Below are 22993 nucleotides of genomic sequence, written 5' to 3'. Positions count from 1 at the left end.
ACCATCCGTGTGGATGGTGTTGGGATGGTAAATCCATGTTCTCGATTTGGTGAAGAATCCGGTTATGACTGATTCCGACCGCTCTTCCCCCACCGTCGCCACCGGCCGCGACGACATTCGCCCGGCCGCCGGCTACGCGGGCGACGTGACCCCTGAACTGGCTGCGCAATGGGTTGCCCGCGGCGACGCCGTGCTGGTCGACGTGCGGAGCGACGCCGAACGCGAATGGGTCGGCTACGTGCCGGGCGGGGTGGGACTGGCGTGGAAGCAGTGGCCGGGCATGGCGCTCAATCCCGGCTTTGACGACGGCCTGAGGGCGGCCGTGCCGGCGGGCCTCAAGGCGGTGATGCTGTGCCGCAGCGGCGTACGCTCGGTGGCGGCCGCCAGGCGCGCCACCGAACTCGGCATCGAGGCCTACAACATCCTCGAAGGCTTCGAAGGCAATCCCGACGAGGAGGGCCACCGCGGCCGCCAGGGCGGCTGGCGCTTTCGCGGCCTGCCCTGGAAACAAAGCTGAGGCCGCACCGGTCGGGCCGGCGCGGCCCTTGCGAACTCAGAGCTTCGGGATCCGCAGTTTCTGGCCCGGATAGATCTTGTCCGGGTGGCTCAGCATCGGCTTGTTGGCCTCGAAGATCGCGTTGTACTTGTTGGCATCGCCGTAGTACTTCTTGGAAATCGCCGACAGCGTGTCACCGCGAACCACGTCGTGGTACTGCGCCGGGTCGGCAGCGGGCGCGACCAGGTTGTTGTCGACCTGCGTGACGTTGGCCACGTTGCCGGCGGCGAGCGAGGCCTTCTCGCTGGCTTCCTGCGAAGGCGCATTGCCCGACAGCGTCACGACCCCGCTGGTCGCGACATAGGTGACCGCGAGATCGGTCAGGCCCAGGTTCTGGGTCTCGATGTAGGTCTTGATGGCGGCCGCGGCGGCCGCATCCTTGTCCGGCTCGGCTGCGTGCGCGGACGACCCGCCGAACAGCTTCTCCCCAGCCTCCTTGATGAAACTCAGCAAACCCATGATTTTCTCCTTCTGCCTTGGTGGATCGGACGGACCACTTTAACGGCGGAAGATGGCGCTTTCGCGTAGGCCGCGGTCGCAATGTGCAAGCGGCCGTAAGCACAACTCGCAATAATGCCGCGCATGGCATTCCTCGCGATCGACATCGGCAACACCCGCCTCAAGTGGTCCCTCTACGATGCGGCGCGGCCCGGCGCCGTGCCGATCGCGCATGGCGCCGAGTTCCTCGACCACATCGAGCGGCTGGCCGAGGGCCCGTGGGCCGACCTGCCGCCGCCCGATTCGATGCTCGGCTGCGTGGTCGCCGGCGATGCGGTGCGGCGCCGGGCCGAGGAGCAGCTGGTGGAGCGTTTCGAGTGCTCGCCGCGCTGGGTGGTGTCGAGCCAGGCCGAGGCCGGCATCGTCAATGGCTACGACCACCCGACCCGGCTGGGTGCCGACCGCTGGGTCGCCATGATCGGCGCGCGCCACCGGATGATGACGCAGGGCGCACCGCGGCCGATGGTGGTCGTGATGATCGGCACCGCGGTGACGGTCGAGGCGGTGGACGTGCACGGCAAGTTTCTGGGCGGCCTGATCCTGCCCGGCCACGGCATCATGCTGCGCGCGCTCGAGTCCGGCACTGCCGGGCTGCATGTGCCGACCGGCGAGGTGCGCGAATTCCCGACCAACACCAGCGACGCCCTGACCAGCGGCGGCACCTACGCGATCGCGGGCGCGGTGGAGCGCATGGTGCAGCACGTGCGGGCCCATTGCGGTGCCGAGCCGGCCTGCTACATGACCGGCGGCGCGGGCTGGAAGATGGCGCCGAGCATGAACGGCGATTTCGAGCTGGTCGACAGCCTGATCATGGATGGCCTCCTGGTCATCGCGCAGGAGCGGATGCTGGCCGGCTGAATGTGGCCCCCACGCTCCCTCACTGCGTGTGGTCGCTGCCCCCCGAGGGGGCCGCAGGCCGCCTTGGGGCGGCCCGGCGCCGGCCTGGGTGGCCCCCACGCTCCCTCRCTKCGTGTGGTCGCTGCCCCCCGAGGGGGCCGCAGGCCGCCTTGGGGCGGCCCGGCGCCGGCCTGGGTGCCCCCCACGCTCCCTCACTGCGTGTGGTCGCTGCCCCCCGAGGGGGCCGCAGGCCGCCTTGGGGCGGCCCGGCGCCGGCCTGAACCGCTCAGCCCTTCCAGAGCTGCGTGGCGGTGTGGATCAACAGCCCCACCAGCCCGCCGACCAGCGTGCCGTTGACCCGGATGAACTGCAGGTCGCGGCCGATGTTGCGCTCGAGCTCAACGGTCATCTCGTCGGCGTTCCACTCGGCCACGCGCTCCACGATGTAGCGCCGGATGTCCTCGCGGTAGCGCTCGATCGCCCGCGGCGCGGCGTCCACGATCTGCTCGTTGATCCAGCGCCGCATCGCCTCGTCAGCCGAGAGCCGTGCGCCGAGCGTGCCGGTCATCGCGACCAGCCGCTGCCGGATGCTGGAGTCGCTCTTCGCGAGGTCGTCGTGCAGCCAGGCGAGCAGTTCGCTCCACAGCCCGTGCAGGTAGTCGCCGAGTGCCGGATGGGCCTGCAGATCGGCCCGGAGCGCCTCGCCGCGGCGCTGGAATTCGGGGTCGGTCTTGAGCCGCTCGACGAAGCCGGTCATGTAGGCGTCGAAGCGCAGCCGCAGCGGATGCGCCGGCTCGGCCGCCATCTCGCCCAGGGTGTGGACTGCCGCGGCCACGATCTTGCGCGTCGCCAGCCGGGCCGCCATCTGGTCCAGGCCGACATAGCGCAGGGTCTTGATCTCGCGCGCGATCGCCTCGGTGATGCGCTCCTGCATCTCCTCGCCCTCGACCACGGCCGTGACCTGGCGCAGCACGTCGTCGAGCAGCGCATGATGGCGCCCGCCCGCGGTCAGCGCATCGAGCGCCTGGCCGGCCAGCCGGGCCAGGTCGACCTGCGCCAGCCCGGCCGCCGCCATCCGGCCGAGGAAGTCGCGCACCCTCGTGTCGTCGAAGGCCGTCAGGCCGTAGCGCACCGCCGCCACCAGGTGGCCGCCGAGCTTGTCGGCGCTCTCGGGCCGCGAGAGCCAGTCCGCCAGGCGGGCGGCCGGATCGAGCTGCGCCAGCTTGGCCAGCACCTGCGGCGTGCTCAGGAAGTTGTTGCAGATGAAGCCGGCGAGCCGGGCCCCGATGCGGTCCTTGTTGGCCGGGATGATCGCGGTGTGCGGGATCGGCAGGCCGAGCGGATGGCGGAACAGCGCCACCACCGCGAACCAGTCGGCGATGGCGCCGACCATCGCCGCCTCGGCGAAGGCCGCCACGTAGCCCCAGGCCGGATGGCGGGCCTCCAGGGCCGTCGCCAACGCATAGAGCAGCGCGGCAGCGCCCAGCAGGGCCAGCGCGATGCGTTTCATGCCGTGGGCCGGGTCAGCGGATCTCCTTGGCCGCCGCCAGCCCCTGCAGGAACTGCTCGCAGCGCGCCAGCTGCTCCAGCGTGACGTACTCGTCGGGCTGGTGCGCCTGGGTGATGCTGCCCGGGCCGCAGACCACGGTCGGGATGCCGGCGTTCTTGAACAGGCCGGCCTCGGTGCCGAAGGCCACCAGCGTGGTCCGCGACTCCTTCGCGAGGCGCTGCGCGAGCCGGGTCACGGGCTCGTCGGCGGAGCTCAGGAAGCTCGGGATCTCGCAGATGGTCTCGAAGCTGAAGCCGGCATCGGGCGCGACCTTCTTCATCGCGACTTCGGTGCGGCTGGCGTAGTCGGCGACTTCCTTCTGCATCCGCGCCGCGTCGGCGGTCGGCAGGTTGCGGAACTCGTAGCGGAACTCGGCGTCGCGCGGCACCACGTTGTCGGCGATGCCGCCGTGGAACTGGCCCACGCTGGCGGTGCTGAAGGGGACGTCGAAGCCCTCGTAGCGCCGCTCGTCGCGCTCGAAGCCCTCGGCCATGTCGCGCAGCTTGCCGACCACCCGCGCCGCCATCTCGATCGCATTGACCGACTGCGGCGTCAGCGACGAATGCGCCTCCTTGCCGCGCACGCAGCACTTGTAGCGGTAGACGCCCTTGTGCGCGATCGCCGGGATCATCAGCGTGGGCTCGCCGATGATGCAGGCCAGCGGCTTGATGCCCTGGTCCTTCATGTCGGCGATCAGCTCCCGGACGCCGAAGCAGCCGACTTCCTCGTCGTAGCTGAAGGCGAAGTGGACCGCGAACGGCGAGTCGCTCTCGATGAAGCGCTCGGCATTGGCCAGGGCGATCGCGATGAAGCTCTTCATGTCGGCGGCGCCGCGGCCATAGAGGCGCGGCTCGACCCGTGCCGATTCGGCATCGGCGTCGTCGGCCGGCCAGTCCTGCACGATAGCCGACAGCGGGTCGACGCTCCAGTCCTGGCCGTCCCAGGGCACGGTGTCGGTGTGGCCGGAGACGATCACGCCGGCCTTCTTGCCGGCGCCCAGCGTGGCGAACAGGTTGGCCTTGGTCTTGTCGGCGTTGTAGGTGAGCCGGCTGCGCACGCCGAGGCCAGCCAGGTGGTCGCGCGCGAAATCGATCAGCTCGAGATTGCTGTTGGCGCTGACGGTGTTCATGCGCACCAGCGTCTGCGCGAGTTCGAGGCTGCGGGGGGAAAGCACGTGTGACATGCGGGCCATTGTCCGGGAAGTTGGCGCCGTGGTGCCGCGGCCGCCGAAGTGTCATGGCCGTGCGGTAGGCTGGAGCGTTAAATCCTTCCCGGAGACCCGACATGACGCCAAGCAAGACCCCGATCGCCGCCGCCCTGGCTGCGGCACTCTGCCTCGCAGGCTGCAGCGCGCCGGGGGGCGGTGCCACCGCCCGCCTGCCCACGCTGGACGGCCAGCCGCCCCTGGTCGTCGCGCACCGGGGCGCCTCGGGCTACCTGCCGGAGGAGACCCTGGAGGCCTACGCCCGCGCCATCGACCTGGGCGCCGACTACATCGAGATGGACCTGGTCTCGACCCGCGACGGGGTGCTGATCACCCGCCACGATCCCAACCTGGCGATCAGCACCGACGTCGCCAGCCGGCCCGAATTCGCGGCCCGCAAGAAGACGATCCAGGTCGACGGCGAGACCCAGACCGGCTGGTTCAGCAACGATTTCACCCTGGCCGAGATCCAGCGGCTGGGCGCCATCTCGACCGATGCCGAGCGGCCGCAGCAGTTCAACGGCCAGTACAAGGTGCCGACCTTCCAGCAGGTGATCGACCTCGCCAAGGCCAAGTCGCGCGAGACCGGCCGCACCATCGGCATCTACCCAGAGACCAAGAATCCGACCTACTTCCGCGACCTCGGCCTGCCGCTGGAGGACAAGCTGATCGCGATGCTCGAGGCCGCCGGCTGGAACAGCCGTGGCGCCCCGGTCTTCGTGCAGTCCTTCGAGCCCGGCAGCCTCAAGTACATGAAGGGCAAGGGCCTGAAGACGAAGACGGTGCAGTTGATCGACGGCGACGGCATCGACCTGAAGACCGGCGCCATGACCTACGCGGTGCCGGTCGATCGCCCCTACGAATGGACCAAGGCCGGCGACCGCCGCAACTTCGACGTCATGGTGACGCCGGCCGGCCTGGCCGAGATCAAGACCTATGCCGACGGCATCGGGCCGTGGAAGCGCTACATCGTCAGCACCAAGGGCACGATCGGCGCCGACGGCAAGCCCGTCGACGTCAACCGCGACGGCAAGATCAACGACGCCGACGCGGTGTCGACAGCGCCGACCACGCTGGTCGCGGACGCCCACAAGGCCGGGCTGTTCGTGCACCCGTTCACCTTCCGCAACGAGTCGCGGCGGCTGGCCAGCGACTACAAGGGCGATCCGGCGAACGAATACATCGTCTTCTACCGGCTCGGCGTGGACGGCGTCTTCACCGATTTCACCGACACCGCGCTGGCGGCGCGCGGCGCCTGGGTGAAGGACATGGGGCGCTGAGGCGAAGGGGGCACGATCTTTGCGGGCGCTCCCCGCAAAGCCTAGACTCTTGCCCATGAAACTCATCGATTCCCTCGTCACCCAGGCGGCCGGCATCGCCGCGGTCCGACGCGACCTGCATGCCCATCCCGAACTCTGCTTCGAAGAAGTGCGCACCGCCGACGTGGTGGCGGCCAAGCTGACCGAGTGGGGGATTCCGATCCACCGCGGGCTCGGCACCACCGGGGTGGTCGGCATCGTCAAGAACGGCACCAGCGAGCGCGCCGTCGGCCTGCGCGCCGACATGGACGCGCTGCCGGTGACCGAACTCAACACCTTCGAGCACGCCAGCCAGCACCACGGCAAGATGCACGCCTGCGGCCACGACGGCCACACCGCGATGCTGCTGGCGGCGGCGCAGCACCTGGCGAAGCACCGCAACTTCGACGGCACGGTCTACCTGATCTTCCAGCCGGCCGAGGAGGGCGGCGGCGGCGCCCGCGAGATGATCAAGGAGGGCCTGTTCGAGCAGTTCCCGATGGAGGCGGTGTTCGGCATGCACAACTGGCCCGGCATGAAGGCCGGCCAGTTCGCGGTCAGCCCCGGGCCGGCCATGGCCTCGAGCAACGAGTTCACCATCAGGATCACGGGCAAGGGCGGCCATGCGGCGCTGCCGCACACCGGCATCGACCCGGTGCCGGTGGCCTGCGAGATGGTGCAGGCCTTCCAGACCATCATCACGCGCAACAAGAAGCCGACCGATCCCGGCGTGATCTCGGTCACGATGATCCACGGCGGCGAGGCCAGCAACGTGATCCCCGACAGCTGCGAGATCAAGGGCACGGTGCGCACCTTCTCGCTCGAGGTGCTGGACCTGATCGAGTCGCGCATGAAGACCGTGGCCGAACATGTCTGCGCGGCCCACGAGGCCGAGTGCGACTTCCGCTTCCACCGCAACTACCCGCCGACCATCAACTCGGCCGCCGAGGCCAACTTCGCCCGCCGCGTGATGGCCGGCATCGTCGGCGCCGACAACGTGCTGGTGCAGGAGCCGGCCATGACCGCCGAGGACTTCGCCTTCATGCTGCTGGCCAGGCCGGGCGCCTATGCCTTCATCGGCAACGGCGACGGCAGCCATCGCGCGATGCACCACGGCGGCGGACCGTGCCTGCTGCACAACGCGAGCTACGACTTCAACGACGACCTGATCCCGCTCGGCGCCACCTGCTGGGTGCAGCTGGCCGAACAGTTCCTCAACGGCCCGAAGCTGGCGGAAGGGAGCGCGGCATGATCGGCATCGCAGAAGCCTTCTCCGCGCGCTATGCGCAGGCCCGCCAGAAGTTCCTGCAGGGCTGCGACAGCGCCGGCCTCGCGGTGCGCTCGCATGTCCACCCGCTGAAGGGACGCGACGGCGAGGAGCTCGCGATGGACGTCGCGCTCGATGGCGACCCGCAGGCCGAGCGCATGCTGATCGTCACCAGCGCCTGCCATGGCGTCGAGGGCCACTGCGGCAGCGGCGTGCAGGTGTTCGCCCTGCATGACTCCGAGTGGCGCGAGAAGGCCAGGGCGCAGGGCGTGGCCGTGCTGTACGTCCATGCGCTCAACCCGCACGGGTTCTCGCACGGCCGCCGCGTGACCCACGAGAACTGCGACCTGAACCGCAACTTCTTCGATTTCGCCAAGCCGCTGCCGGTCAACAAGGACTATGCGGAAATCCACGCGCTGCTGCTGCCCGAACAATGGCCGCCGACCGCGGCCAACGAGGCCGCCCTCGGCGCCTGGATCGAGAAGAACGGTCCCACCGCCTACCAGGCGGCCGTGACCCGCGGCCAGTACCAGTTCGACGACGGACTGTTCTTCGGCGGCAAGGCGCCGACCTGGAGCAACGACACGCTGCGCAAGGTTCTGCGCACGCAGGTGCAGGCGGCCCGCCGGCTGGCCTGGATCGACCTCCACACGGGGCTAGGCCCGAACGGCCTCGGCGAGCGGATCTTTTCCTGCCGCGACGACAAGGCCGCCTATGCGCGCGCCAACGCGTGGTGGGGCACGCCGGCGGCGCCGGTGACATCGATCTACGACGGCTCCTCGACCTCGGCCTTCCTGACCGGCCTGATGTGGAGTTCGATCTACGAGGAATGCCCCGAGGCCGAGTACACCGGCATCGCGCTCGAATACGGCACGGTGCCGGTGATGCAGGTGGTGGGCGCGCTCAGGGCCGACCACTGGCTGCACAAGCACCCCGAAGCGCCGCCCGAACTGGCCGCTTCGATCCGGGCCCAGATGCTGGAGGCCTTCTACACCGACACCGACGGCTGGCGCGGCCAGATCATCAGCCAGGCCAGGCAGGCGATGTTCCAGGCGGTGGATGGGCTCGCGAGCTAAGTCCTTATCCGGCCATCGCCGGTGAGCATCGACAGTTCGACGAACTTCGACGCCACGTGGTTGCGCGGCGAGAACGAGACCTCGAAGCCGCCGAACTGCTGCCGATCGATGCTCTCCAGACCGGCGATCAGGCTGTCGCGCGTCACCTTGCCGGGCGCCCGGCGCAGCCCCTCGACCAGCACCTTGGCAGCGATATAGCCTTCCAGGCTCGAGAAGTTGGCCTTGGTGGCGCCGCCGCTCTTGCGCTGGGCCTCGTTGAATTCGCGTGTGATGGCGTTCGCCGCGTTGTAGGGCGAAGGCACGACCTGCGTCACGACCACGCCGGCGCCGTCCTTGCCGAGCTCGTCCGACAGCGCCTGCGTGCCGACGAAGGACACGTTGAAGAAGGTGCCGCCGTAGCCTGCCTTGCGGGCTTCGCGGATGAAGGCGGCGCATGACTTGTAGGCGCTGACCTGGACCACGGCGTCCGGCTTCGCGGCGGCGATGGTCCTCACCGCGGCGGCGACATCCACAGAGTTGCGCTCGACCGTGGCGAGCGCGGTCGGCTTCAGGTCGAGCTGGGCCAGCGCCAGGGTCACGCCGTCGAGCCCGGCCTTGCCGTAGGCGTCGTTCTGGTAGAAGACCGCGATCTTCTTGAGGCCCAGGTGGGTGAGCTGCTTGACGATCAGCGCGGTCTCGTCGTTGTACGAGGCGCGCAGGTGGAAGACGTTCCTGTGGAAGGGCTCACGCAACGCCATCGCGCCGGTGAAGGGGGCGATGAACGGCACTTTCGCGTTGACCGCCAGCGGCAGTGCCGCCAGGCTGGTCGGCGTGCCGATGTAGCCGAACAGCGCGAAGGCCTCCTCGTCGATCAGCTTCCTGGTGTTGGCCGCGCAGCGGTCGGGCTCGTAGCCGTCGTCCAGGAACTTGATCTGGACGTCGCGATGGCCGGGCTGCGCGTTGTACTGGTCGAGGTAGAGCTTGGCGCCTTCGTAGAACTGGATGCCCAGCTGGGCGGCCGGCCCGGTGAAGGGGGCGGACTGGCCGAGGATGATCGGCGTCTCGCTCTGCGCCCGCGCCGGCTGGAAGCCGGCCAGCGCCGCGGCGCCCGTGGCGATTGAAAATTGTCTGCGGCTGATCATCGTGAATACCCCTTTGCGCGTGTTCGCATCGTTCAAACTAGACTTGCGGGTTGGTCTTCGCTCCGGTCGAACAATGACTTCCCCCACCCCCTCGAATTCAGTGACCCAGGTGCTCGGCGCCTGCCCGCACGACTGCCCCGATACCTGTGCCCTCGTGACCACCGTGCAGGACGGCGTGGCCGTCAAGCTGCAAGGCAATCCCGAGCACCGGCACACCGCCGGCGTGCTCTGCACCAAGGTCTCGCGCTACATCGAGCGCAACGACCACCCCGAGCGCCTGGTCCAGCCGATGAAGCGCGCTGGGCCCAAGGGCAGCGGCCGCTTCGAGCCGGTGAGCTGGGACGCGGCGCTCGACGACATCGCTTCCCGCCTGAATGTATTGAAAGGTAACAATCCCCAAGGGATTCTCCCCTACAGTTACGCCGGAACGATGGGTCTTGTGCAGGGTGAGTCGATGGATCGTCGTTTTTTCCACAAGCTCGGGGCGTCGCTGCTGGACCGCACGATCTGCTCGACCGCTGGGGGTGAAGCCTTAAGTTTTACTTTGGGTGGCAAGGTGGGCATGCGGGTCGAATTCTTTGCCGAAGCCCGCCTGATCCTGATCTGGGGCAGCAACTCGATCGCCAGCAACCTGCATTTCTGGCGCCATGCGCAGGCCGCGAAACGGGCCGGCGCGCGGCTGGTGTGCATCGATCCGCGCAAGACCGAGACCGCCGACAAGTGCGACGAGCACGTGGCGCTGCTGCCGGGCACCGACGCCGCGCTGGCGCTGGCGCTCATGCACGAGCTGATCGTGAACGACTGGCTCGACCACGACTACATCCAGCGCCACACCATCGGCTGGGACAAGCTGCGCGCGCGTGCGCTCCAGTGGCCGCCGGCCCGCGCCGCCGCGGTCTGCGGCGTGCCGGAGGCACAGATCGTGGCGCTGGCGCGCGCCTACGGCACCACCCGGCCGGCCGCGATCCGGCTCAACTACGGCATGCAGCGGGTGCGCGGCGGCGGCAATGCGGCGCGCGCCGTGGCCTGCCTCCCGGCGCTGGTCGGCGCCTGGCGCGAGCGGGCCGGCGGGCTGCTGCTGAGCAGCTCCGGCCAGTACCCCGTGAATCGGGCGGCCCTGCAGCGGCCCGACCTGCTGGCGGGGCGCCGGCCGCGGACCATCAACATGAGCACCATCGGCGACGCGCTGACCGACACGGCGAATCCGGTCGAGGCGCTGATCGTCTACAACAGCAACCCGGTCGCGGTCGCGCCCGACTCGGGCAAGGTGGTGGCCGGCTTCGCGCGCGAGGATCTCTTCACGGTGGTGCTGGAGCAGTTCCAGACCGACACCGCCGACTATGCCGACTACCTGCTGCCCGCCACCACGCAGCTCGAGCATTGGGACATCCACACCAGCTACGGCCACACCGACGTGCTGCTGAACCAGCCGGCCGTCGCGCCGCGCGGCCAGGCCCGTAGCAACACCTGGGTCTTCCGCGAACTGGCGCGCCGGATGGGCTTCGACGAGCCGTGTTTCTCCGACGGCGACGAGGCCGTCTGCCGCAGCGCCTTCGCGCCCGAGGTGGTCGACTTCGGGGAATTGCAGGCGCAGGGCTTCGCGACGCTGAAGCTGCCGGACGCGCCCTTTGCCGAAGGCAACTTCCCGACCGCCTCCGGGCGTTGCGAGTTCTTCAGCGAAGCGCTGGCGGCAATGGGCCAGGACGGGCTGCCCGACCACCTGCCCAACCACGAGGCCTTCGGCAGCTCGACCGAGTTCCCGCTGGCGATGATCTCGCCGCCGGCGCGCAACTTCCTCAACTCGAGCTTCGTCAACGTGCGCAGCCTGCGCGCGATCGAGGGCGAGCCGCTGCTCGAGATCCACGCCGCCGACGCGGCCGCGCGCGGCATCGCCGACGGCGCCACGGTGCGCATCTTCAACCAGCGCGGCGAGCACCGCTGCCGCGCCGAGATCTCGCGCCGCGCCCGGCCCGGCGTGGTGCATGGCCTGGGCATCTGGTGGCGCAAGCTCGGGCTCGACGGCACCAATGTCAACCAGCTCACCAGCCAGCGGCTGACCGACATCGGGCGCGGGCCCACGTTCTACGACTGCCTGGTCGAGGTCGAAGCCGTCGCGGTGCCGGAGCCGGCCGCGTCATGAAGGTGACCGAGTGAGGCCAGGCAGGCGCGGCGCGGCAGCGCTGGCGGTACTCGCCGCGTCGGCGCTGCTGGCGGGCTGTGCCGACCTCGGCTACTACTGGCAGTCGGCCAGCGGGCACCTGGGTCTGATGCGCGCCGCCCGGCCGGTGCCCGAGTGGCTCGACGATCCGGCCACGTCGGAGGCGCTCAAGACCAAGCTGGCGCTGACGCAGCGCATCCGCCAGTTCGCGGTGGCCGAACTCGGTCTGCCCGACAACGACAGCTACAAGTCCTATGCCGACCTGCACCGCAACGCAGCGCTGTGGAACGTGGTCGCCGCACCGCCGCACGCACTGACCCTGAAGACCTGGTGCTTCCCGGTGGCGGGCTGCGTCGGCTACCGCGGCTACTACGACGAGGCCGCCGCCAATGCCGAGGCCGCCGCCCAGCAGTCGCAGGGCCTGGAGACCGCCGTCTACCCGGTGCCGGCGTACTCGACACTGGGCTGGATGAACTGGGCCGGCGGCGATCCGTTGCTGTCCACCTTCATCGGCTATCCGGAAGGCGAACTGGCCCGGCTGGTGTTCCACGAACTCGCACACCAGGTGCTGTACGTGCCCGACGACACCATGTTCAACGAGTCCTTCGCGACCGCGGTGGAACGCATCGGCGGGGCCCGATGGCTGCGCACGCATGCGAGCGAGGCGGCGCGGCTCGACTACGCGCAGTTCGATGGCCGCCGCCAGCAGTTTCGCGCGCTCACGGCCGAAACGCGGCGGGCGCTGGAGGCGGTCTACGGCTCGCCCGCGGCCAAGGCGCAGGACTGGCCGGCGGTCGACGCCATGAAGGCCGACGCGATGGCCGATTTCCGGCAACGCTACGCGAAGCTGCGCGAAGGCTGGACCGGTCCGCGGCAGGGCGTCTACGACGGCTGGGTCGCGCGGGCCAACAACGCGATGTTCGGCGCCCAGGCCGCCTACGACGAGCTGGTGCCGGGCTTCGAGGCCCTGTTCGAGCGCGAAGGCGAAGACTGGCCGCGCTTTTACGCGGCGGTCAAGCGGCTGGCCGAAATGCCCAAGGCCGAGCGCCGTCAGGCGCTGCGGACCGAGGCCGCGCCAGCGACGGCGGGCGCCCCGACAAATCAACAACAACAGCAAGGAGGCCGAGGTGGCTGACATCGTGATCGAACGCGCCCACCAACTCGGCCTGGCCGGTGCCCGGGAGGTCGCGCACCGGTGGATGCGCAAAGCCGAGAAGGCGTACGGCCTGGAGTGCCGCTATGTCGAAGGGGCGGATGGCGACCAGGCGGCATTCACCCGCGAAGGGGTCGATGGCCGGGTCGAGGTCGGCGCCGACCGCCTCCGGCTCGAGGCCACGCTGGGTTTCCTGTTCGCGGCCTTCAGCGGGCAGATCGAGCAGCGGCTCGCCAGCAGCCTCGACGAATTGCTGGCCGGCGCGGCACCGGCCTGAGCCGGGCGCCGTTCAGCGCAGCGACTCGATCAGGTCGATGTACTGCTGCTTCGCCTCGTCGGCGCTCAGTCCCTTGCGTGCGGTCCAGGCGTCCCACTTGGCGCGCGCCACGATGTCGCTGAAGCTGGGCTTTTTCTCGGCGTTGTCGCCGGCCGTCGCCTGCTTGAATAGGCCGTAGATCTTCAGCAGGGTGGGGTTGTCCGGGCGCTCGGCGAGCAGCTTGGAGTTGGCTTGGGCGGATTCGAACAGTGCGTTCAGGTCGGACATGAAAGATAGGGGCGTGATGAAGAACGAAGCGCGATCTTAAGTGACGGCGCCGTTGAGATAGATCAATCGATCAATCCGGCCCGCGCCAGCTCGACATCGAGCCGCTCCCGCGCGTCGGCCGGTTCGAGGTGGGCCGCGCGCTCGTAGAGCCGGGTGGCGTCGGGCATGCGCGAATCGCCGTGCAGCATCAGCAGGCCGCGGGCGTATTCGATCAGCGCGCTGGCCGAGTGGGGGTTGAGCTGGAGCCCGCGCTCGAACAGCGAGACTGCGGCGTCGGCGCGCACGCCGTAGGTCATGCGGCCCACCAGCGAGCCGACTTTGTCGATCACCTCGGCGTGAAAGGCCGCCAGCGCCACGTGGGCGTCGGCGTGCTGCGGCCGCAGCTCGATCAGGTGCTCGAGCGCGCCCTTGACCTTGGTCCCGAGGCCCTGCGCCAGGGCCCGCGCCACGCTGATGCCCTGGCTGTAGCGCCCCAGCGCGTAGGCCTGCCAATACAGGGCCTGGCAATCGTCCGGGTCCGACGCGAGCTGCGCGGTGGCGCGCTCGGCCACCTGCTTGAACAGCGCCTGCCGCACGGATTCGCGCGGCTCGAGGTAGTTGGCGTAGATCGCCGTCGCCTGGTTGGCGAGCCCCAGGCCTTCGGGCGCGTGCGCCAGCCCGAGCGCGGCGGCGCGTTCGAAATCCCCGCTGTGATAGAGCGCCCAGCCCTCGGCGAGCGGGCCCTGCGGCGGCGTCGGCAGCCCCTGCCCGACATGCAGCCGGGGCCAGTGCAGGTGCAGGTCGGCGGCGTTGAAGCGAGGCCCGTCGCGGTAGGGCAGCCGGGTCCATTGCCCCACCGTGTCGGGTTCCCGGGAAGAAAGCAGCGAAAGCGGGTCGGGTGGGGGTGGATTCATTCGCTCTATGAGGTGTCAGGCCATCGCGGATTGATCTTCGCCAGCATAAGCGCTGCTGAGGGCCAGCAGGTGGCGGCGTTGCTCGGTGGCGAGATAAGGCGCCAGCAGGTGCAGGGTATGGTGGGCGCCGCGCATCAGCGCGCCTTGGGCGTGCGCCGGCTCCAGGGCCTCGCGCGGGTTGCGCACGTATTCGTAGCTGAGCCAGTAGGTCAGCACCACCACCATGCTCTGCGCCAGGGTGTCGACCTCCCGCGCATCGATGTCGAGGTGGCCGGCGCGGCCCAGGCCGGCGATCAGGGCGCGGATGGCACGGGCCTTGTTCTTGAGCACCAGCTGGAACTGGGTCTCGAGATGGCGGTTCTTGCTGAGCAGGTCGTTCAGGTCGCGGTAGAGGAAGCGGTAGCGCCAGATCAGTTCGAACAGGCTGTGCATGAAGAACCAGGCGTCTTCGACGTCGTGCACGCCTTCGCTGGCATGCAGCAGTTCGAGCAGCTCGGTTTCGTAGCCCTCGTAGAGCCGGTTGATCAGCTCGTCCTTGGCGGGGTAGTGGTAGTAGAGATTGCCGGGGCTGATGTTGAGCTCGCCGGCGACCAGGGTGGTGGAGACGTTCGGTTCCCCGAAGCGGTTGAACAGGTCAAGTGCGGCTTCGAGGATGCGTTGCGCAGTGCGGCGTGGCGCTTTTTTGGCCATGTCGTAGCCCCGTTTGTCTCGTGGGGAGCACTCTAGCGCAAGTCCGCGGAGGTGGGGGAGGCGGCGCGCCGGCGGGCGAGCGCCGCGCGGGCGTTCAGGGTCTGGTCAGGCGTGCTTCAGCTGGCGCCGCCCGGCTTGTGCCGCTGCGAAGGCTTGGCCGGCTCCGAAGTCTTGCGCGCGACGGTCTTGCGGGGCGCGGCGGCGCTGGCCTGGCGCTTGAGCTGCGCCTCGAGCGCCTCGACCCGGGCCCGCAGGGCCGCGACTTCGTCGGCCGACGGCACGCCGAGCTTTTCGAGGGCGCGGGCGACCCGCTCCTCGAAGATGTTCTCGAGCTTGCCCCAGCCGCCCGCGGCCTTGGTGCCGAACTCGCTGGCAAAGCCGGCCATCCGGGCCTGCGCCTGGGCCAGGGTTTCTTCGGCGGCCTGCTGGGTCTTTTTCTGCACGCCGGCCCCATCCTTGACCAGGGCTTCGAAGGCCTTGCTGCCTTCCTGCTGCATCTTGGCGAAGGCGCCGAGGCCCGCGAGCCAGATCTGTTGGGCGGAGTCCTTGATGCGGTCACTCGCCGCCGATGCGGTGCGTTCACTGTCGTCGGAAGGTTTTTCCATGGCTGAACCTCGGGATGTGAATGCTGCGACTTTAGGCCATGGGGGCAAGGGTTGTTAGAGCCGCGTCCCCAAGGCGGCTAGACCTCGTGTCGCTGGAGCAGGGCATGGATGTCGGCGCGGATCGTCTGCACTCTGGAGACGACGCTGTGCTTGATCGCCGTCCAGCGCGAGGTGTCCGCGTCGGCCATGTCCAGGCTCGTTGCGAGCAGTGCGGCCGCTGCCAGGGCCAGTCCGGCGAGCGTCGCCGTCGCCGCCGCGTGGGGCGCTGAAGTTGCATGCGCCGCCAATGGTTCGCCAGCCGTCGCGGCGCTTACACAGAGCTCGCGCAGCCGAAATCCCGGTCGGTCGCCGACCTCGATGTCCAGCACGAGCAGGCGCGGCGCCGCGGGCGGCTCCAGGTGCGCAGACAGGCGCAAGCGTTCGTTGCCTTGCCGGCAGGGCTTCCCGTTGATCCGTATCGCTGGCACGGCCGCCTCCGGCCACGAGCCGGCGGCAAGCGGGATGACGACGCAGGCGTGCGCCGCGGCGACCGCAACGCCGGCGCTGCCTGGCTTGTCCCAGCCGAAGCTCAGCCAGCCCGTCGGCAGGCTGCCGTCGCGCAGCGCATAGGTGCGGCCGGGCTTCAGCGTATGCAATTCGCCCAATCCAGCGTTTTGTGCATCCAACCCCCAGCGCAGGCCGAATACCCGGTCCAGCGCATCGTCGGGGAAGCGCGCTGCGGGCGTCGACGGGGCGACCGGATGGGCCATGCAGCCGTCCGCCAGGAAGTCCACGCAGGCAATGCCTGGACCGACCGGGATCCAGTTCGAGCAAGCGGCCGGCAGGGTGGCGCGATTGTTTCGATCCGGCTCGATCAACTGCACCACATCCTTCTGGAAGTAGGGCGCCTCGCGCAGCGCGCCGGACGAAAGCCCGCAGACGAGGCGCAGGTTGTCCGCGCAAAGCAGCGCATAGAAGTTGGCGTCCGTCCAGGCCACATTGGAAATGCCGGAGGCCAGTTCGGCCAGTTGCGAGTGTTCTGGTTCGTAGGGGTGGGGCTTGATCACCAGCAGGTCCACCTCCTTGGCCAGGGAGCGGACCTTGTCGAGCGCGTCGATGGGGCGGGCGATCCTGCCGTCGCTGACCAGCGCCAAGTCGATGGCGCTCTGGCCGCAGAACAGCCCGATCCGCAGGTCGGCGTGGAACAAGGACGGGGCGCTTCGGCGTGAAAAATAACCCTGCAGCACGGTCGCTTCGTTCCAGAAGACCTCGTCGTCGATGCGCCAGCGTTCGAGGGCCGCTTCGATCGGTCGGTCGTTGGTGCGCGCGCAGAAGTTCAAATGGGTGGCAAAGCGGATGGGCGCGATCTCGACATCGAGAAAGGACACGCCTTGCTGGTCCAGCAGGTGCATCAGCGACGGCGGCATGCCCCAGCCGATCACCAGTGTCCGCGTCGTGAACCGTGGCATGAGCCCGGGGGCGAGGAGTCTCGACAGGTCGGCCACGCAGGTCTTCGCCCAGCCGGGCGGGCCTTGAGGCAGGCCCAGGGCTCGCATCATCGCCGCCACGTCGAGTTCACCGCCTTCTGAACGGGCGGCCAGTTCGCGACACGACATGCCCAGTCGGTTGGCGGGCGGGCCGAAGGTTCGACGAAGGAAGCGCCGGTTCGCCGGATAGGACGTCAACAGGTTGTCGGAAGAGCGAAAGAAATTGTCCAAGAAGACGATTTCGTCGAAACGCCCGGGCTTGTCTTGCATAGATGTGTCCCCCGTTGGCCGGTAGCGAAGGCTCGGATCGGGCGCGGATTCAACGAGTTCCAGTCTTTACGATTCTTCACCGTTGGACGCCTGGTTCGCACGTGAGAGCCGCGTTCCGACGATGTTCGCCTTGGCAATTTCCGCAATGAGATAATTTCGCCCGGTCGTCGGGACGGCCACTCATTCAGAAAACTTAGGGACCCGCATGATTCTCGTCACCGGCGGCGCTGGCTTCATTGGCGCAAATTTCGTACTCGACTGGCTTGCACAAACCGGCGAGGCCGTGGTCAATCTCGACAAGCTGACCTATGCCGGCAATCTTGAAACGCTGGCATCGCTCAGTGGCCATGCCGGGCATCTCTTCGTCCAGGGCGACATCGGTGATAGTGCCTTGCTCGACCGCCTGCTGGCCGAGCACAAGCCGCGCGCGATCGTCAACTTCGCCGCCGAGTCCCATGTCGACCGGTCGATCCATGGCCCCGAGGACTTCGTGCAGACCAACGTGCTCGGCACCTTCCGACTGCTGGAGTCGGTGCGGGGCTACTGGAGCGCGCTGCCGGCCGACCAGAAGGCCGCCTTCCGCTTCCTGCATGTGTCGACCGACGAGGTCTATGGCTCGCTGTCTGCCACCGACCCGGCCTTCACCGAAGAGAACAAGTACGAGCCCAACAGCCCGTACTCAGCCAGCAAGGCGGCAAGCGACCACCTGGTGCGGGCCTGGCACCACACCTACGGCCTGCCGGTGCTGACGACCAACTGCTCGAACAACTACGGCCCCTTCCACTTCCCCGAGAAGCTGATCCCGCTGATGATCGTCAACGCGCTGGCCGGCAAGCCGCTGCCGGTGTATGGCGACGGCATGCAGGTGCGCGACTGGCTCTACGTGAAGGACCACTGCAGCGCGATTCGCCGCGTGCTCGAGGTCGGCCGGCTGGGCGAGACCTACAACGTTGGCGGCTGGAACGAGAAGCCCAACATCGAGATCGTCAACACCGTGTGCGCGCTGCTTGACGAGTTGCGTCCGCGGGCCGACGGCAAGAGCTACCGCGAGCAGATCAGCTACGTCACCGACCGCCCGGGCCACGACCGCCGCTACGCGATCGATGCGCGCAAGCTCGAGCGCGAACTGGGGTGGAAGCCGGCCGAGACCTTCGACACCGGGATCCGCAAGACCGTCGAGTGGTATCTCGCCAACAGCGAATGGGTGGCCAACGTGCAGAGCGGTGCCTACCGCGAATGGGTGCAGAAGCAGTACGACGCTGCGCCCGCCAAGGCGGCGGCATGAAGCTGCTACTGCTCGGCAAGGGCGGGCAGGTGGGCTGGGAGCTGCAGCGCAGCCTGGCGCCCTTGGGCGAGGTGGTGGCGCTCGATTTCGACAGCACCGACTTCCATGCCGACTTCAGCCGCCCGGAACAGCTGGCCGAAACGGTGCTGAAGGTGCGGCCCGACGTGATCGTCAACTCGGCGGCGCACACCGCGGTAGACAAGGCCGAGAGCGAGCCGGAGTTCGCGCGCAAGCTGAATGCGACCTCGCCGGGCGTGGTGGCGCAGGCGGCGCAGGAAATCGGCGCCCTGATGGTGCACTACTCGACCGATTACGTATTCGACGGCAGCGGCAACAAGCCCTGGCTCGAGGACGACCTCACGGCGCCGCTCAGCGTCTATGGCAGCACCAAGCTCGAAGGCGAGCTGCTGGTCGCGCGGCATTGCGCGCGGCATCTGATCTTCCGCACCAGCTGGGTCTATGCGGCACGCGGCGGCAACTTCGCCAAGACGATGCTGCGGCTGGCCAAGGAGCGTGACCGTCTGACCGTGATCGACGACCAGTTCGGCGCACCGACCGGGGCGGAGCTGCTGGCCGACGTGACGGCCCATGCCGTCCGGGCGACCGTGGCCGACCCGGGCAAGGCGGGGCTGTACCACCTCGTGGCGGGCGGCGAGACCACCTGGCACGGCTATGCGCGTTTCGTGCTGGCGCAGGCACAAGCGGCAGGGGTCGCGCTCAAGGCCTCGCCCGATGCGGTGGATGCGGTGCCGACCAGTGCTTTTCCGACACCCGCCACGCGCCCACACAATTCCCGGCTGAATACTGACAAGCTGCAGGCGGCTTTTGGGCTGAAGCTGCCGCATTGGCAGCTCGGCGTCGCGCGCATGCTGGCCGAGACCCTCTAATCCACGACCGAACAAAAGAATGACCCAACGCAAAGGCATCATCCTGGCAGGCGGCTCCGGCACGCGGCTGCACCCGGCGACACTGGCCATGAGCAAGCAACTCCTGCCGGTCTATGACAAACCGATGATCTATTACCCGCTGAGCACCTTGATGCTGGGGGGCATGCGCGACATCCTGATCATCAGCACACCGCAGGACACACCGCGCTTCCAGCAATTGCTGGGGGACGGTAGCCAGTGGGGGATCAATCTGGAGTACGCGGTGCAGCCGAGTCCGGATGGGTTGGCGCAAGCTTTCATCATTGGCGACAAGTTCGTGGGTAATTCACCGAGCGCGCTGGTGCTGGGAGACAACATCTTTTATGGGCACGACCTGGTGCACCTGCTCTCGGATGCCGACAAGAAGGACGGCGGTGCGACCGTTTTCGCCTACCACGTGCACGACCCCGAGCGCTACGGCGTGGTGGCCTTCGACGCCAGCGGCAAGGCCAGCAGCATCGAGGAGAAGCCGGCCAAGCCCAAGAGCAGCTATGCGGTCACGGGGCTGTACTTCTACGACAACCAGGTGGTCGACATCGCCAAGGCCGTAAAGCCGAGCGTGCGGGGCGAACTGGAGATCACGGCGGTCAACCAGGCGTACCTGGATCTGGGCAAGCTCAACGTGCAGATCATGCAGCGCGGCTATGCCTGGCTGGACACGGGAACGCACGAGAGCCTGCTGGAAGCGGGGCAGTTCATCGCGACGCTGGAGCATCGGCAGGGGTTGAAGATTGCTTGCCCGGAGGAGGTGGCTTGGCGCAATGGCTTCATCGATCGGGAGCAGCTGGCGTGCCTGGCGGCGCCGTTGGAAAAGAGCGGCTACGGCAGGTACCTCAAGCACCTGCTGGCGGAAGAGATCCGGTCATGAAGGTCACGGCGACGGCGATCCCCGATGTGCTGTTGATCGAACCGAAGGTGTTCGGGGATGCGCGCGGGTTCTTCTATGAGAGCTTCAACGGGAAGGCCTTCGACGAGGCGGTGGGACGGCACGTGGCGTTTGTCCAGGACAACCATTCGCGGTCGGTGAAGGGTGTGTTGCGAGGCTTGCACTTCCAGATTCAACAGCCGCAGGGGAAGCTGGTGCGCTGCGTGCGTGGCGCGGTGTTCGACGTGGCAGTGGACATCCGGAAGTCGTCGCCGACCTTCGGGCGATGGGTCGGTGTCGAGCTCACGGAGGACAACCATCGGCAGCTCTGGATTCCTGAGGGCTTCGCCCATGGTTTCCTGGTCACGAGCGAGTCTGCAGACTTCCTGTACAAAACCACCGATTACTATGCGCCAGCGCATGAGCGCGCGCTCCGTTGGAACGATCCGAGTCTCGGGATCCGGTGGCCCGAAGTGGAGGTCGACCTCCAACTGTCGGCCAAGGACGTCGCGGGCGCCGCGCTTCTCGAGGCGCAACTCTTCGACTAAGGCGCTCGAAGAAACAAGACACCGGCTTGTGCGGACTTCGAGAGGTCGGCGGCCGGATGTCTGCGGCCTCGTCACCTTCTCGTGTCATGTAATCCCTGGATCGACTGATGTTTAATAAGAACAAGCGGGTACTTTGGCTTTTGAACCACCGGACGTTGATGCCGTTCGAGGCGCCCTTGATCCAAAGGCTCGGCTTCGAGATCTACATACCCAAGGTCATTCCGAAGACGAACTTCCGCAGCGCTGCGATCGACTTCTCATTCGACGAGTCGCTCTCGATCCCTCGAGCCGTCCTCGATCGTTTGAACAAGTTCAACTTTTACGAGGATGTATGGCCGACGGACATCGTCAAGATCGTGAACCGCTACTTCGGCACGGTCTTCATCATCCCTCATGCACGGCAAGTGACTGAGGCGCTGAAGAACTTCGAAGGGCAGATCGTTTTTCGTGCCTTCGGCCTCGACAATGGCCAGTCGTACCGGCTGGTTCTGGAGAACCTGTACGACCCGCTCGTGCTTCGGATGATCAAGGGAATCAAGGAAAGATTCTGGTTCGGCGAAGGCTATGACAATCTTCACGAGTGCGAAGATCCGGTGTTCGCGGAACGAGCCTTGTACCTGCCCATAGGCGTTCCGAAGTCGTTCTTTGCCAATGCCAATCGTTGGAGTGGCAAAGAGGCGAAGATACTGTTCGTCTGCCCTCACGTCGTCAGCAATCCTTACTACCGCGCGATCTACCAGGAGTTCAAGGAGGCCTTCGGCGATCTGCCGCACGTGATCATAGGCGCTCAGGATGGTCCGGTGGCGGACCCGCATGTGGCCGGCTTCGTTTCGGACGAGGACCTCAATCGGCTCTATCTGGAGTGCGCGGTGCTTTACTACCACTCGACGGAGATGCGCCATGTCCACTACTCGCCGATCGAAGCCTCGATCAACGGTATGCCGATCGTGTTTCACAAAGGCTCTCTGCTGGATCGGCTCAGTGGAAGTCGTACCAAGGGGTCGGTGGCGACGGTCGAGGAAGCGCGAAGCCTCATCGAGCGAATCCTTGCGGGAGACAACGCGCTGATCGAGGAAATTCGGACCGATCAGCAACGCATAGCCCACCATTTCTCGGACGGGTATTGCACTGCCACATGGCAGAGAAATATGGAACAGCGTGGCTTCTTCCGAGAGCTGAAGGCTGACTCCAGATGGTCGACTCTGCTGACCGAAGGAAGACGGGAATTGATGCTGCCGCTGGCCGGCGGGCGTACGACTATTCATCCCCAGCGCAAAATTCTTACGCCAGCCTCGGCCAAGCTGAGTGCCCGGCAAGCGGTCGACCAGTTCGGCTCCTCGATCTATGAGGGCATCCAGTTCGGCGAGGCGCAATATCCGGAAATGGTCGACTACGTCTCCGGCGTCGGTGCCAGCGAGGGTTGGGGGAGGTGGAGCACGGGCGACAAGATCGTGATAGTCCTCAAGCATCTGCTCGAAGGCAAGTTCAGGCTCTTCGTGAGCGCAGTCGGCTACGAGAAGAACGCCGGTGCCGCGATCCCCGTCAGGGTCGGATCCCAGGTGCGTTCAATGCGACTCGCCAAGGAATTGGCCGGTGACACCGGTGCCTGGCTGCATTTCGACCTGCCTGCTCCCTCGAACGTGATCGAGATCGCTGTTCCATTCCCGAGCCGACCTCCCATGGATGCCCGGATGTTGGGCATCGGCCTAGCAGGACTGCGTGCCGCTCCCTTCGTGGTGATGAGCGCTGCCGAGGCAAGCCACGCCTTCGGCGCTTCGATGGAGGACGGGATCGACTTCAGCCGGCCGGCGCTCCCGGCTTTCGTGGATTCGATAAGCGGAGTCTTCGCCAACGAGACCTGGGGACGTTGGAGCACGGGGGAACGCGTTGCCATCGAACTGAAGCATGTGCTGCAGGGCAAGTTCAGGCTGTTGTTCCGTGCCGTCGGTTACGGACCCAACATCGACGCTCCCATCGCTGTCCAGGTCGGCGCGCAGCGCCGCATGCTGAAACTTCCTGCGCGGATCGGCTCGGAAGATGAGTTTGCCGTCGAATTCGATCTGAGGACCGCGTCCAACACGATCGAAATCGACGTGCCGTTCCCCATTTGTCCCCCTGACGACGGCAGGGCACTCGGCATCGGCTTCTACCGGATACGCGTCGAAACCCTTGCCAACAGTTAGG

At 67.4% G+C, this 22993-nt stretch carries 22 protein-coding genes; 13 read left to right on the top strand and 9 right to left on the bottom strand.

Features of this window, described 5'->3' with window-relative positions; all coding sequences use genetic code 11:
- Nucleotides 1-64 precede the first annotated feature (64 nt).
- On the top strand, nt 65-517 hold the full coding sequence (locus AC1DF3_RS16500; RefSeq protein ID WP_286534201.1) for a rhodanese-like domain-containing protein: 453 nt from the start codon (nt 65-67) through the stop codon (nt 515-517).
- A gap of 36 nt (nt 518-553) precedes the next feature.
- Here the strand turns inward: AC1DF3_RS16500 and lysM are convergent, their stop codons facing one another.
- Nucleotides 554-1015, bottom strand: coding sequence for a peptidoglycan-binding protein LysM (gene lysM, locus AC1DF3_RS16495; protein ID WP_286534200.1), 462 nt, complete (start codon nt 1013-1015; stop codon nt 554-556).
- A 123-nt stretch (nt 1016-1138) separates the two neighbouring features.
- On the opposite strand from lysM, the gene AC1DF3_RS16490 reads away from it, so the two are divergent.
- Nucleotides 1139-1912: a type III pantothenate kinase gene (locus AC1DF3_RS16490; RefSeq protein ID WP_286522095.1), complete on the top strand. Its 774-nt coding sequence runs from the start codon at nt 1139-1141 to the stop codon at nt 1910-1912.
- Between the two features lie 265 nt (nt 1913-2177).
- On the opposite strand, the gene AC1DF3_RS16485 is transcribed toward AC1DF3_RS16490, so the two are convergent.
- Nucleotides 2178-3401 carry a DUF445 domain-containing protein gene (locus AC1DF3_RS16485; protein WP_478140228.1) on the bottom strand — a complete coding sequence of 408 codons (1224 nt, stop codon included), beginning with the start codon at nt 3399-3401 and terminating at the stop codon, nt 2178-2180.
- A 13-nt stretch (nt 3402-3414) separates the two neighbouring features.
- Nucleotides 3415-4623: an acetylornithine deacetylase gene (gene argE / locus AC1DF3_RS16480; protein WP_301805861.1), complete on the bottom strand. Its 1209-nt coding sequence runs from the start codon at nt 4621-4623 to the stop codon at nt 3415-3417.
- 101 nt (nt 4624-4724) lie between these two features.
- Between argE and AC1DF3_RS16475 the strand changes: the two genes are divergently transcribed.
- From AC1DF3_RS16475 to AC1DF3_RS16465, 3 genes are read left to right on the top strand one after another with little or no spacing between them, the layout of a single operon-like run.
- Nucleotides 4725-5924, top strand: coding sequence for a glycerophosphodiester phosphodiesterase (locus AC1DF3_RS16475; RefSeq protein ID WP_478140227.1), 1200 nt, complete (start codon nt 4725-4727; stop codon nt 5922-5924).
- Nucleotides 5925-5979: 55 nt separating this feature from the next.
- Nucleotides 5980-7194 carry a M20 aminoacylase family protein gene (locus AC1DF3_RS16470; protein WP_301805856.1) on the top strand — a complete coding sequence of 405 codons (1215 nt, stop codon included), beginning with the start codon at nt 5980-5982 and terminating at the stop codon, nt 7192-7194.
- The gene (locus AC1DF3_RS16465) at nt 7191-8285 is read left to right on the top strand and encodes a M14 family metallopeptidase (protein WP_478140226.1); all 1095 of its coding nucleotides are present in this window, start codon (nt 7191-7193) and stop codon (nt 8283-8285) included. Before AC1DF3_RS16470 ends, AC1DF3_RS16465 begins: the two co-directional genes overlap by 4 nt.
- On the opposite strand, the gene AC1DF3_RS16460 is transcribed toward AC1DF3_RS16465, so the two are convergent.
- On the bottom strand, nt 8282-9406 hold the full coding sequence (locus AC1DF3_RS16460) for an ABC transporter substrate-binding protein (RefSeq protein WP_286534189.1): 1125 nt from the start codon (nt 9404-9406) through the stop codon (nt 8282-8284). The genes AC1DF3_RS16465 and AC1DF3_RS16460 overlap by 4 nt on opposite strands.
- Nucleotides 9407-9479: 73 nt before the next feature.
- On the opposite strand from AC1DF3_RS16460, the gene AC1DF3_RS16455 reads away from it, so the two are divergent.
- Genes AC1DF3_RS16455 through AC1DF3_RS16445 form a run of 3 tightly spaced genes read left to right on the top strand, consistent with a single transcriptional unit; the run spans nt 9480 to nt 12994 of the window.
- Complete coding sequence (locus AC1DF3_RS16455) at nt 9480-11546, top strand: molybdopterin-containing oxidoreductase family protein (protein WP_478140225.1); 2067 nt, start codon at nt 9480-9482, stop codon at nt 11544-11546.
- A gap of 10 nt (nt 11547-11556) precedes the next feature.
- Nucleotides 11557-12699 (top strand): aminopeptidase, encoded by a 1143-nt coding sequence (locus tag AC1DF3_RS16450; RefSeq protein ID WP_478140224.1) that lies wholly within the window; start codon nt 11557-11559, stop codon nt 12697-12699.
- On the top strand, nt 12692-12994 hold the full coding sequence (locus tag AC1DF3_RS16445) for a polyhydroxyalkanoic acid system family protein (protein ID WP_478140223.1): 303 nt from the start codon (nt 12692-12694) through the stop codon (nt 12992-12994). The genes AC1DF3_RS16450 and AC1DF3_RS16445 overlap by 8 nt, the downstream gene beginning before the upstream one ends.
- Nucleotides 12995-13006: 12 nt before the next feature.
- On the opposite strand, the gene AC1DF3_RS16440 is transcribed toward AC1DF3_RS16445, so the two are convergent.
- From AC1DF3_RS16440 to AC1DF3_RS16420, 5 genes are all read right to left on the bottom strand, one after another.
- Nucleotides 13007-13261 carry an acyl-CoA-binding protein gene (locus AC1DF3_RS16440; RefSeq protein ID WP_286534182.1) on the bottom strand — a complete coding sequence of 85 codons (255 nt, stop codon included), beginning with the start codon at nt 13259-13261 and terminating at the stop codon, nt 13007-13009.
- A gap of 62 nt (nt 13262-13323) precedes the next feature.
- On the bottom strand, nt 13324-14154 hold the full coding sequence (locus tag AC1DF3_RS16435) for a hypothetical protein (protein ID WP_478140222.1): 831 nt from the start codon (nt 14152-14154) through the stop codon (nt 13324-13326).
- Nucleotides 14155-14169: 15 nt separating this feature from the next.
- Nucleotides 14170-14844, bottom strand: coding sequence for a TetR/AcrR family transcriptional regulator (locus AC1DF3_RS16430; protein ID WP_286506677.1), 675 nt, complete (start codon nt 14842-14844; stop codon nt 14170-14172).
- Between the two features lie 116 nt (nt 14845-14960).
- Nucleotides 14961-15449, bottom strand: a complete 489-nt coding sequence (locus tag AC1DF3_RS16425; protein ID WP_478140221.1) for a phasin family protein — start codon at nt 15447-15449, stop codon at nt 14961-14963.
- A gap of 77 nt (nt 15450-15526) precedes the next feature.
- Entirely contained in the window at nt 15527-17185 is a 1659-nt protein-coding gene (locus tag AC1DF3_RS16420) for a hypothetical protein (RefSeq protein WP_478140220.1), read from the bottom strand.
- A 205-nt stretch (nt 17186-17390) separates the two neighbouring features.
- Between AC1DF3_RS16420 and rfbB the strand changes: the two genes are divergently transcribed.
- From rfbB to AC1DF3_RS16395, 5 genes are all read left to right on the top strand, one after another.
- On the top strand, nt 17391-18470 hold the full coding sequence (rfbB, locus tag AC1DF3_RS16415; protein WP_478140219.1) for a dTDP-glucose 4,6-dehydratase: 1080 nt from the start codon (nt 17391-17393) through the stop codon (nt 18468-18470).
- Nucleotides 18467-19357 carry a dTDP-4-dehydrorhamnose reductase gene (gene rfbD, locus AC1DF3_RS16410; RefSeq protein ID WP_478140218.1) on the top strand — a complete coding sequence of 297 codons (891 nt, stop codon included), beginning with the start codon at nt 18467-18469 and terminating at the stop codon, nt 19355-19357. Before rfbB ends, rfbD begins: the two co-directional genes overlap by 4 nt.
- Nucleotides 19358-19376: 19 nt before the next feature.
- A complete protein-coding gene (gene rfbA, locus AC1DF3_RS16405) occupies nt 19377-20264 on the top strand; it encodes a glucose-1-phosphate thymidylyltransferase RfbA (RefSeq protein WP_478140217.1) in 888 nt (295 codons plus the stop codon).
- Nucleotides 20261-20809 carry a dTDP-4-dehydrorhamnose 3,5-epimerase gene (gene rfbC / locus AC1DF3_RS16400; protein WP_478140216.1) on the top strand — a complete coding sequence of 183 codons (549 nt, stop codon included), beginning with the start codon at nt 20261-20263 and terminating at the stop codon, nt 20807-20809. Before rfbA ends, rfbC begins: the two co-directional genes overlap by 4 nt.
- Before the next feature lie 107 nt (nt 20810-20916).
- A complete protein-coding gene (locus AC1DF3_RS16395; RefSeq protein WP_478140215.1) occupies nt 20917-22992 on the top strand; it encodes a DUF7024 domain-containing protein in 2076 nt (691 codons plus the stop codon).
- Nucleotide 22993: the final 1 nt, after the last annotated feature.

It is taken from the genome of Variovorax sp. 10N432 (assembly GCF_056394465.1).
The sequence above is the reverse complement of the archived record's forward strand: the minus strand, read 5'-3'. Positions and strand labels throughout refer to the sequence as shown.

Coding starts and splice junctions, on each gene's coding strand:
- AC1DF3_RS16425 (WP_478140221.1), bottom strand. CDS start 15,449: ATGGAAAAACCTTCCGACGACAGTGAACGCACCGCATCGGCGGCGAGT.
- AC1DF3_RS16465 (WP_478140226.1), top strand. CDS start 7,191: ATGATCGGCATCGCAGAAGCCTTCTCCGCGCGCTATGCGCAGGCCCGC.
- AC1DF3_RS16430 (WP_286506677.1), bottom strand. CDS start 14,844: ATGGCCAAAAAAGCGCCACGCCGCACTGCGCAACGCATCCTCGAAGCC.
- AC1DF3_RS16460 (WP_286534189.1), bottom strand. CDS start 9,406: ATGATCAGCCGCAGACAATTTTCAATCGCCACGGGCGCCGCGGCGCTG.
- rfbA (WP_478140217.1), top strand. CDS start 19,377: ATGACCCAACGCAAAGGCATCATCCTGGCAGGCGGCTCCGGCACGCGG.
- AC1DF3_RS16470 (WP_301805856.1), top strand. CDS start 5,980: ATGAAACTCATCGATTCCCTCGTCACCCAGGCGGCCGGCATCGCCGCG.
- AC1DF3_RS16500 (WP_286534201.1), top strand. CDS start 65: ATGACTGATTCCGACCGCTCTTCCCCCACCGTCGCCACCGGCCGCGAC.
- rfbC (WP_478140216.1), top strand. CDS start 20,261: ATGAAGGTCACGGCGACGGCGATCCCCGATGTGCTGTTGATCGAACCG.
- AC1DF3_RS16455 (WP_478140225.1), top strand. CDS start 9,480: ATGACTTCCCCCACCCCCTCGAATTCAGTGACCCAGGTGCTCGGCGCC.
- rfbD (WP_478140218.1), top strand. CDS start 18,467: ATGAAGCTGCTACTGCTCGGCAAGGGCGGGCAGGTGGGCTGGGAGCTG.
- AC1DF3_RS16435 (WP_478140222.1), bottom strand. CDS start 14,154: ATGAATCCACCCCCACCCGACCCGCTTTCGCTGCTTTCTTCCCGGGAA.
- AC1DF3_RS16395 (WP_478140215.1), top strand. CDS start 20,917: ATGTTTAATAAGAACAAGCGGGTACTTTGGCTTTTGAACCACCGGACG.
- AC1DF3_RS16440 (WP_286534182.1), bottom strand. CDS start 13,261: ATGTCCGACCTGAACGCACTGTTCGAATCCGCCCAAGCCAACTCCAAG.
- AC1DF3_RS16420 (WP_478140220.1), bottom strand. CDS start 17,185: ATGCAAGACAAGCCCGGGCGTTTCGACGAAATCGTCTTCTTGGACAAT.
- AC1DF3_RS16475 (WP_478140227.1), top strand. CDS start 4,725: ATGACGCCAAGCAAGACCCCGATCGCCGCCGCCCTGGCTGCGGCACTC.
- AC1DF3_RS16485 (WP_478140228.1), bottom strand. CDS start 3,401: ATGAAACGCATCGCGCTGGCCCTGCTGGGCGCTGCCGCGCTGCTCTAT.
- AC1DF3_RS16490 (WP_286522095.1), top strand. CDS start 1,139: ATGGCATTCCTCGCGATCGACATCGGCAACACCCGCCTCAAGTGGTCC.
- argE (WP_301805861.1), bottom strand. CDS start 4,623: ATGTCACACGTGCTTTCCCCCCGCAGCCTCGAACTCGCGCAGACGCTG.
- rfbB (WP_478140219.1), top strand. CDS start 17,391: ATGATTCTCGTCACCGGCGGCGCTGGCTTCATTGGCGCAAATTTCGTA.
- lysM (WP_286534200.1), bottom strand. CDS start 1,015: ATGGGTTTGCTGAGTTTCATCAAGGAGGCTGGGGAGAAGCTGTTCGGC.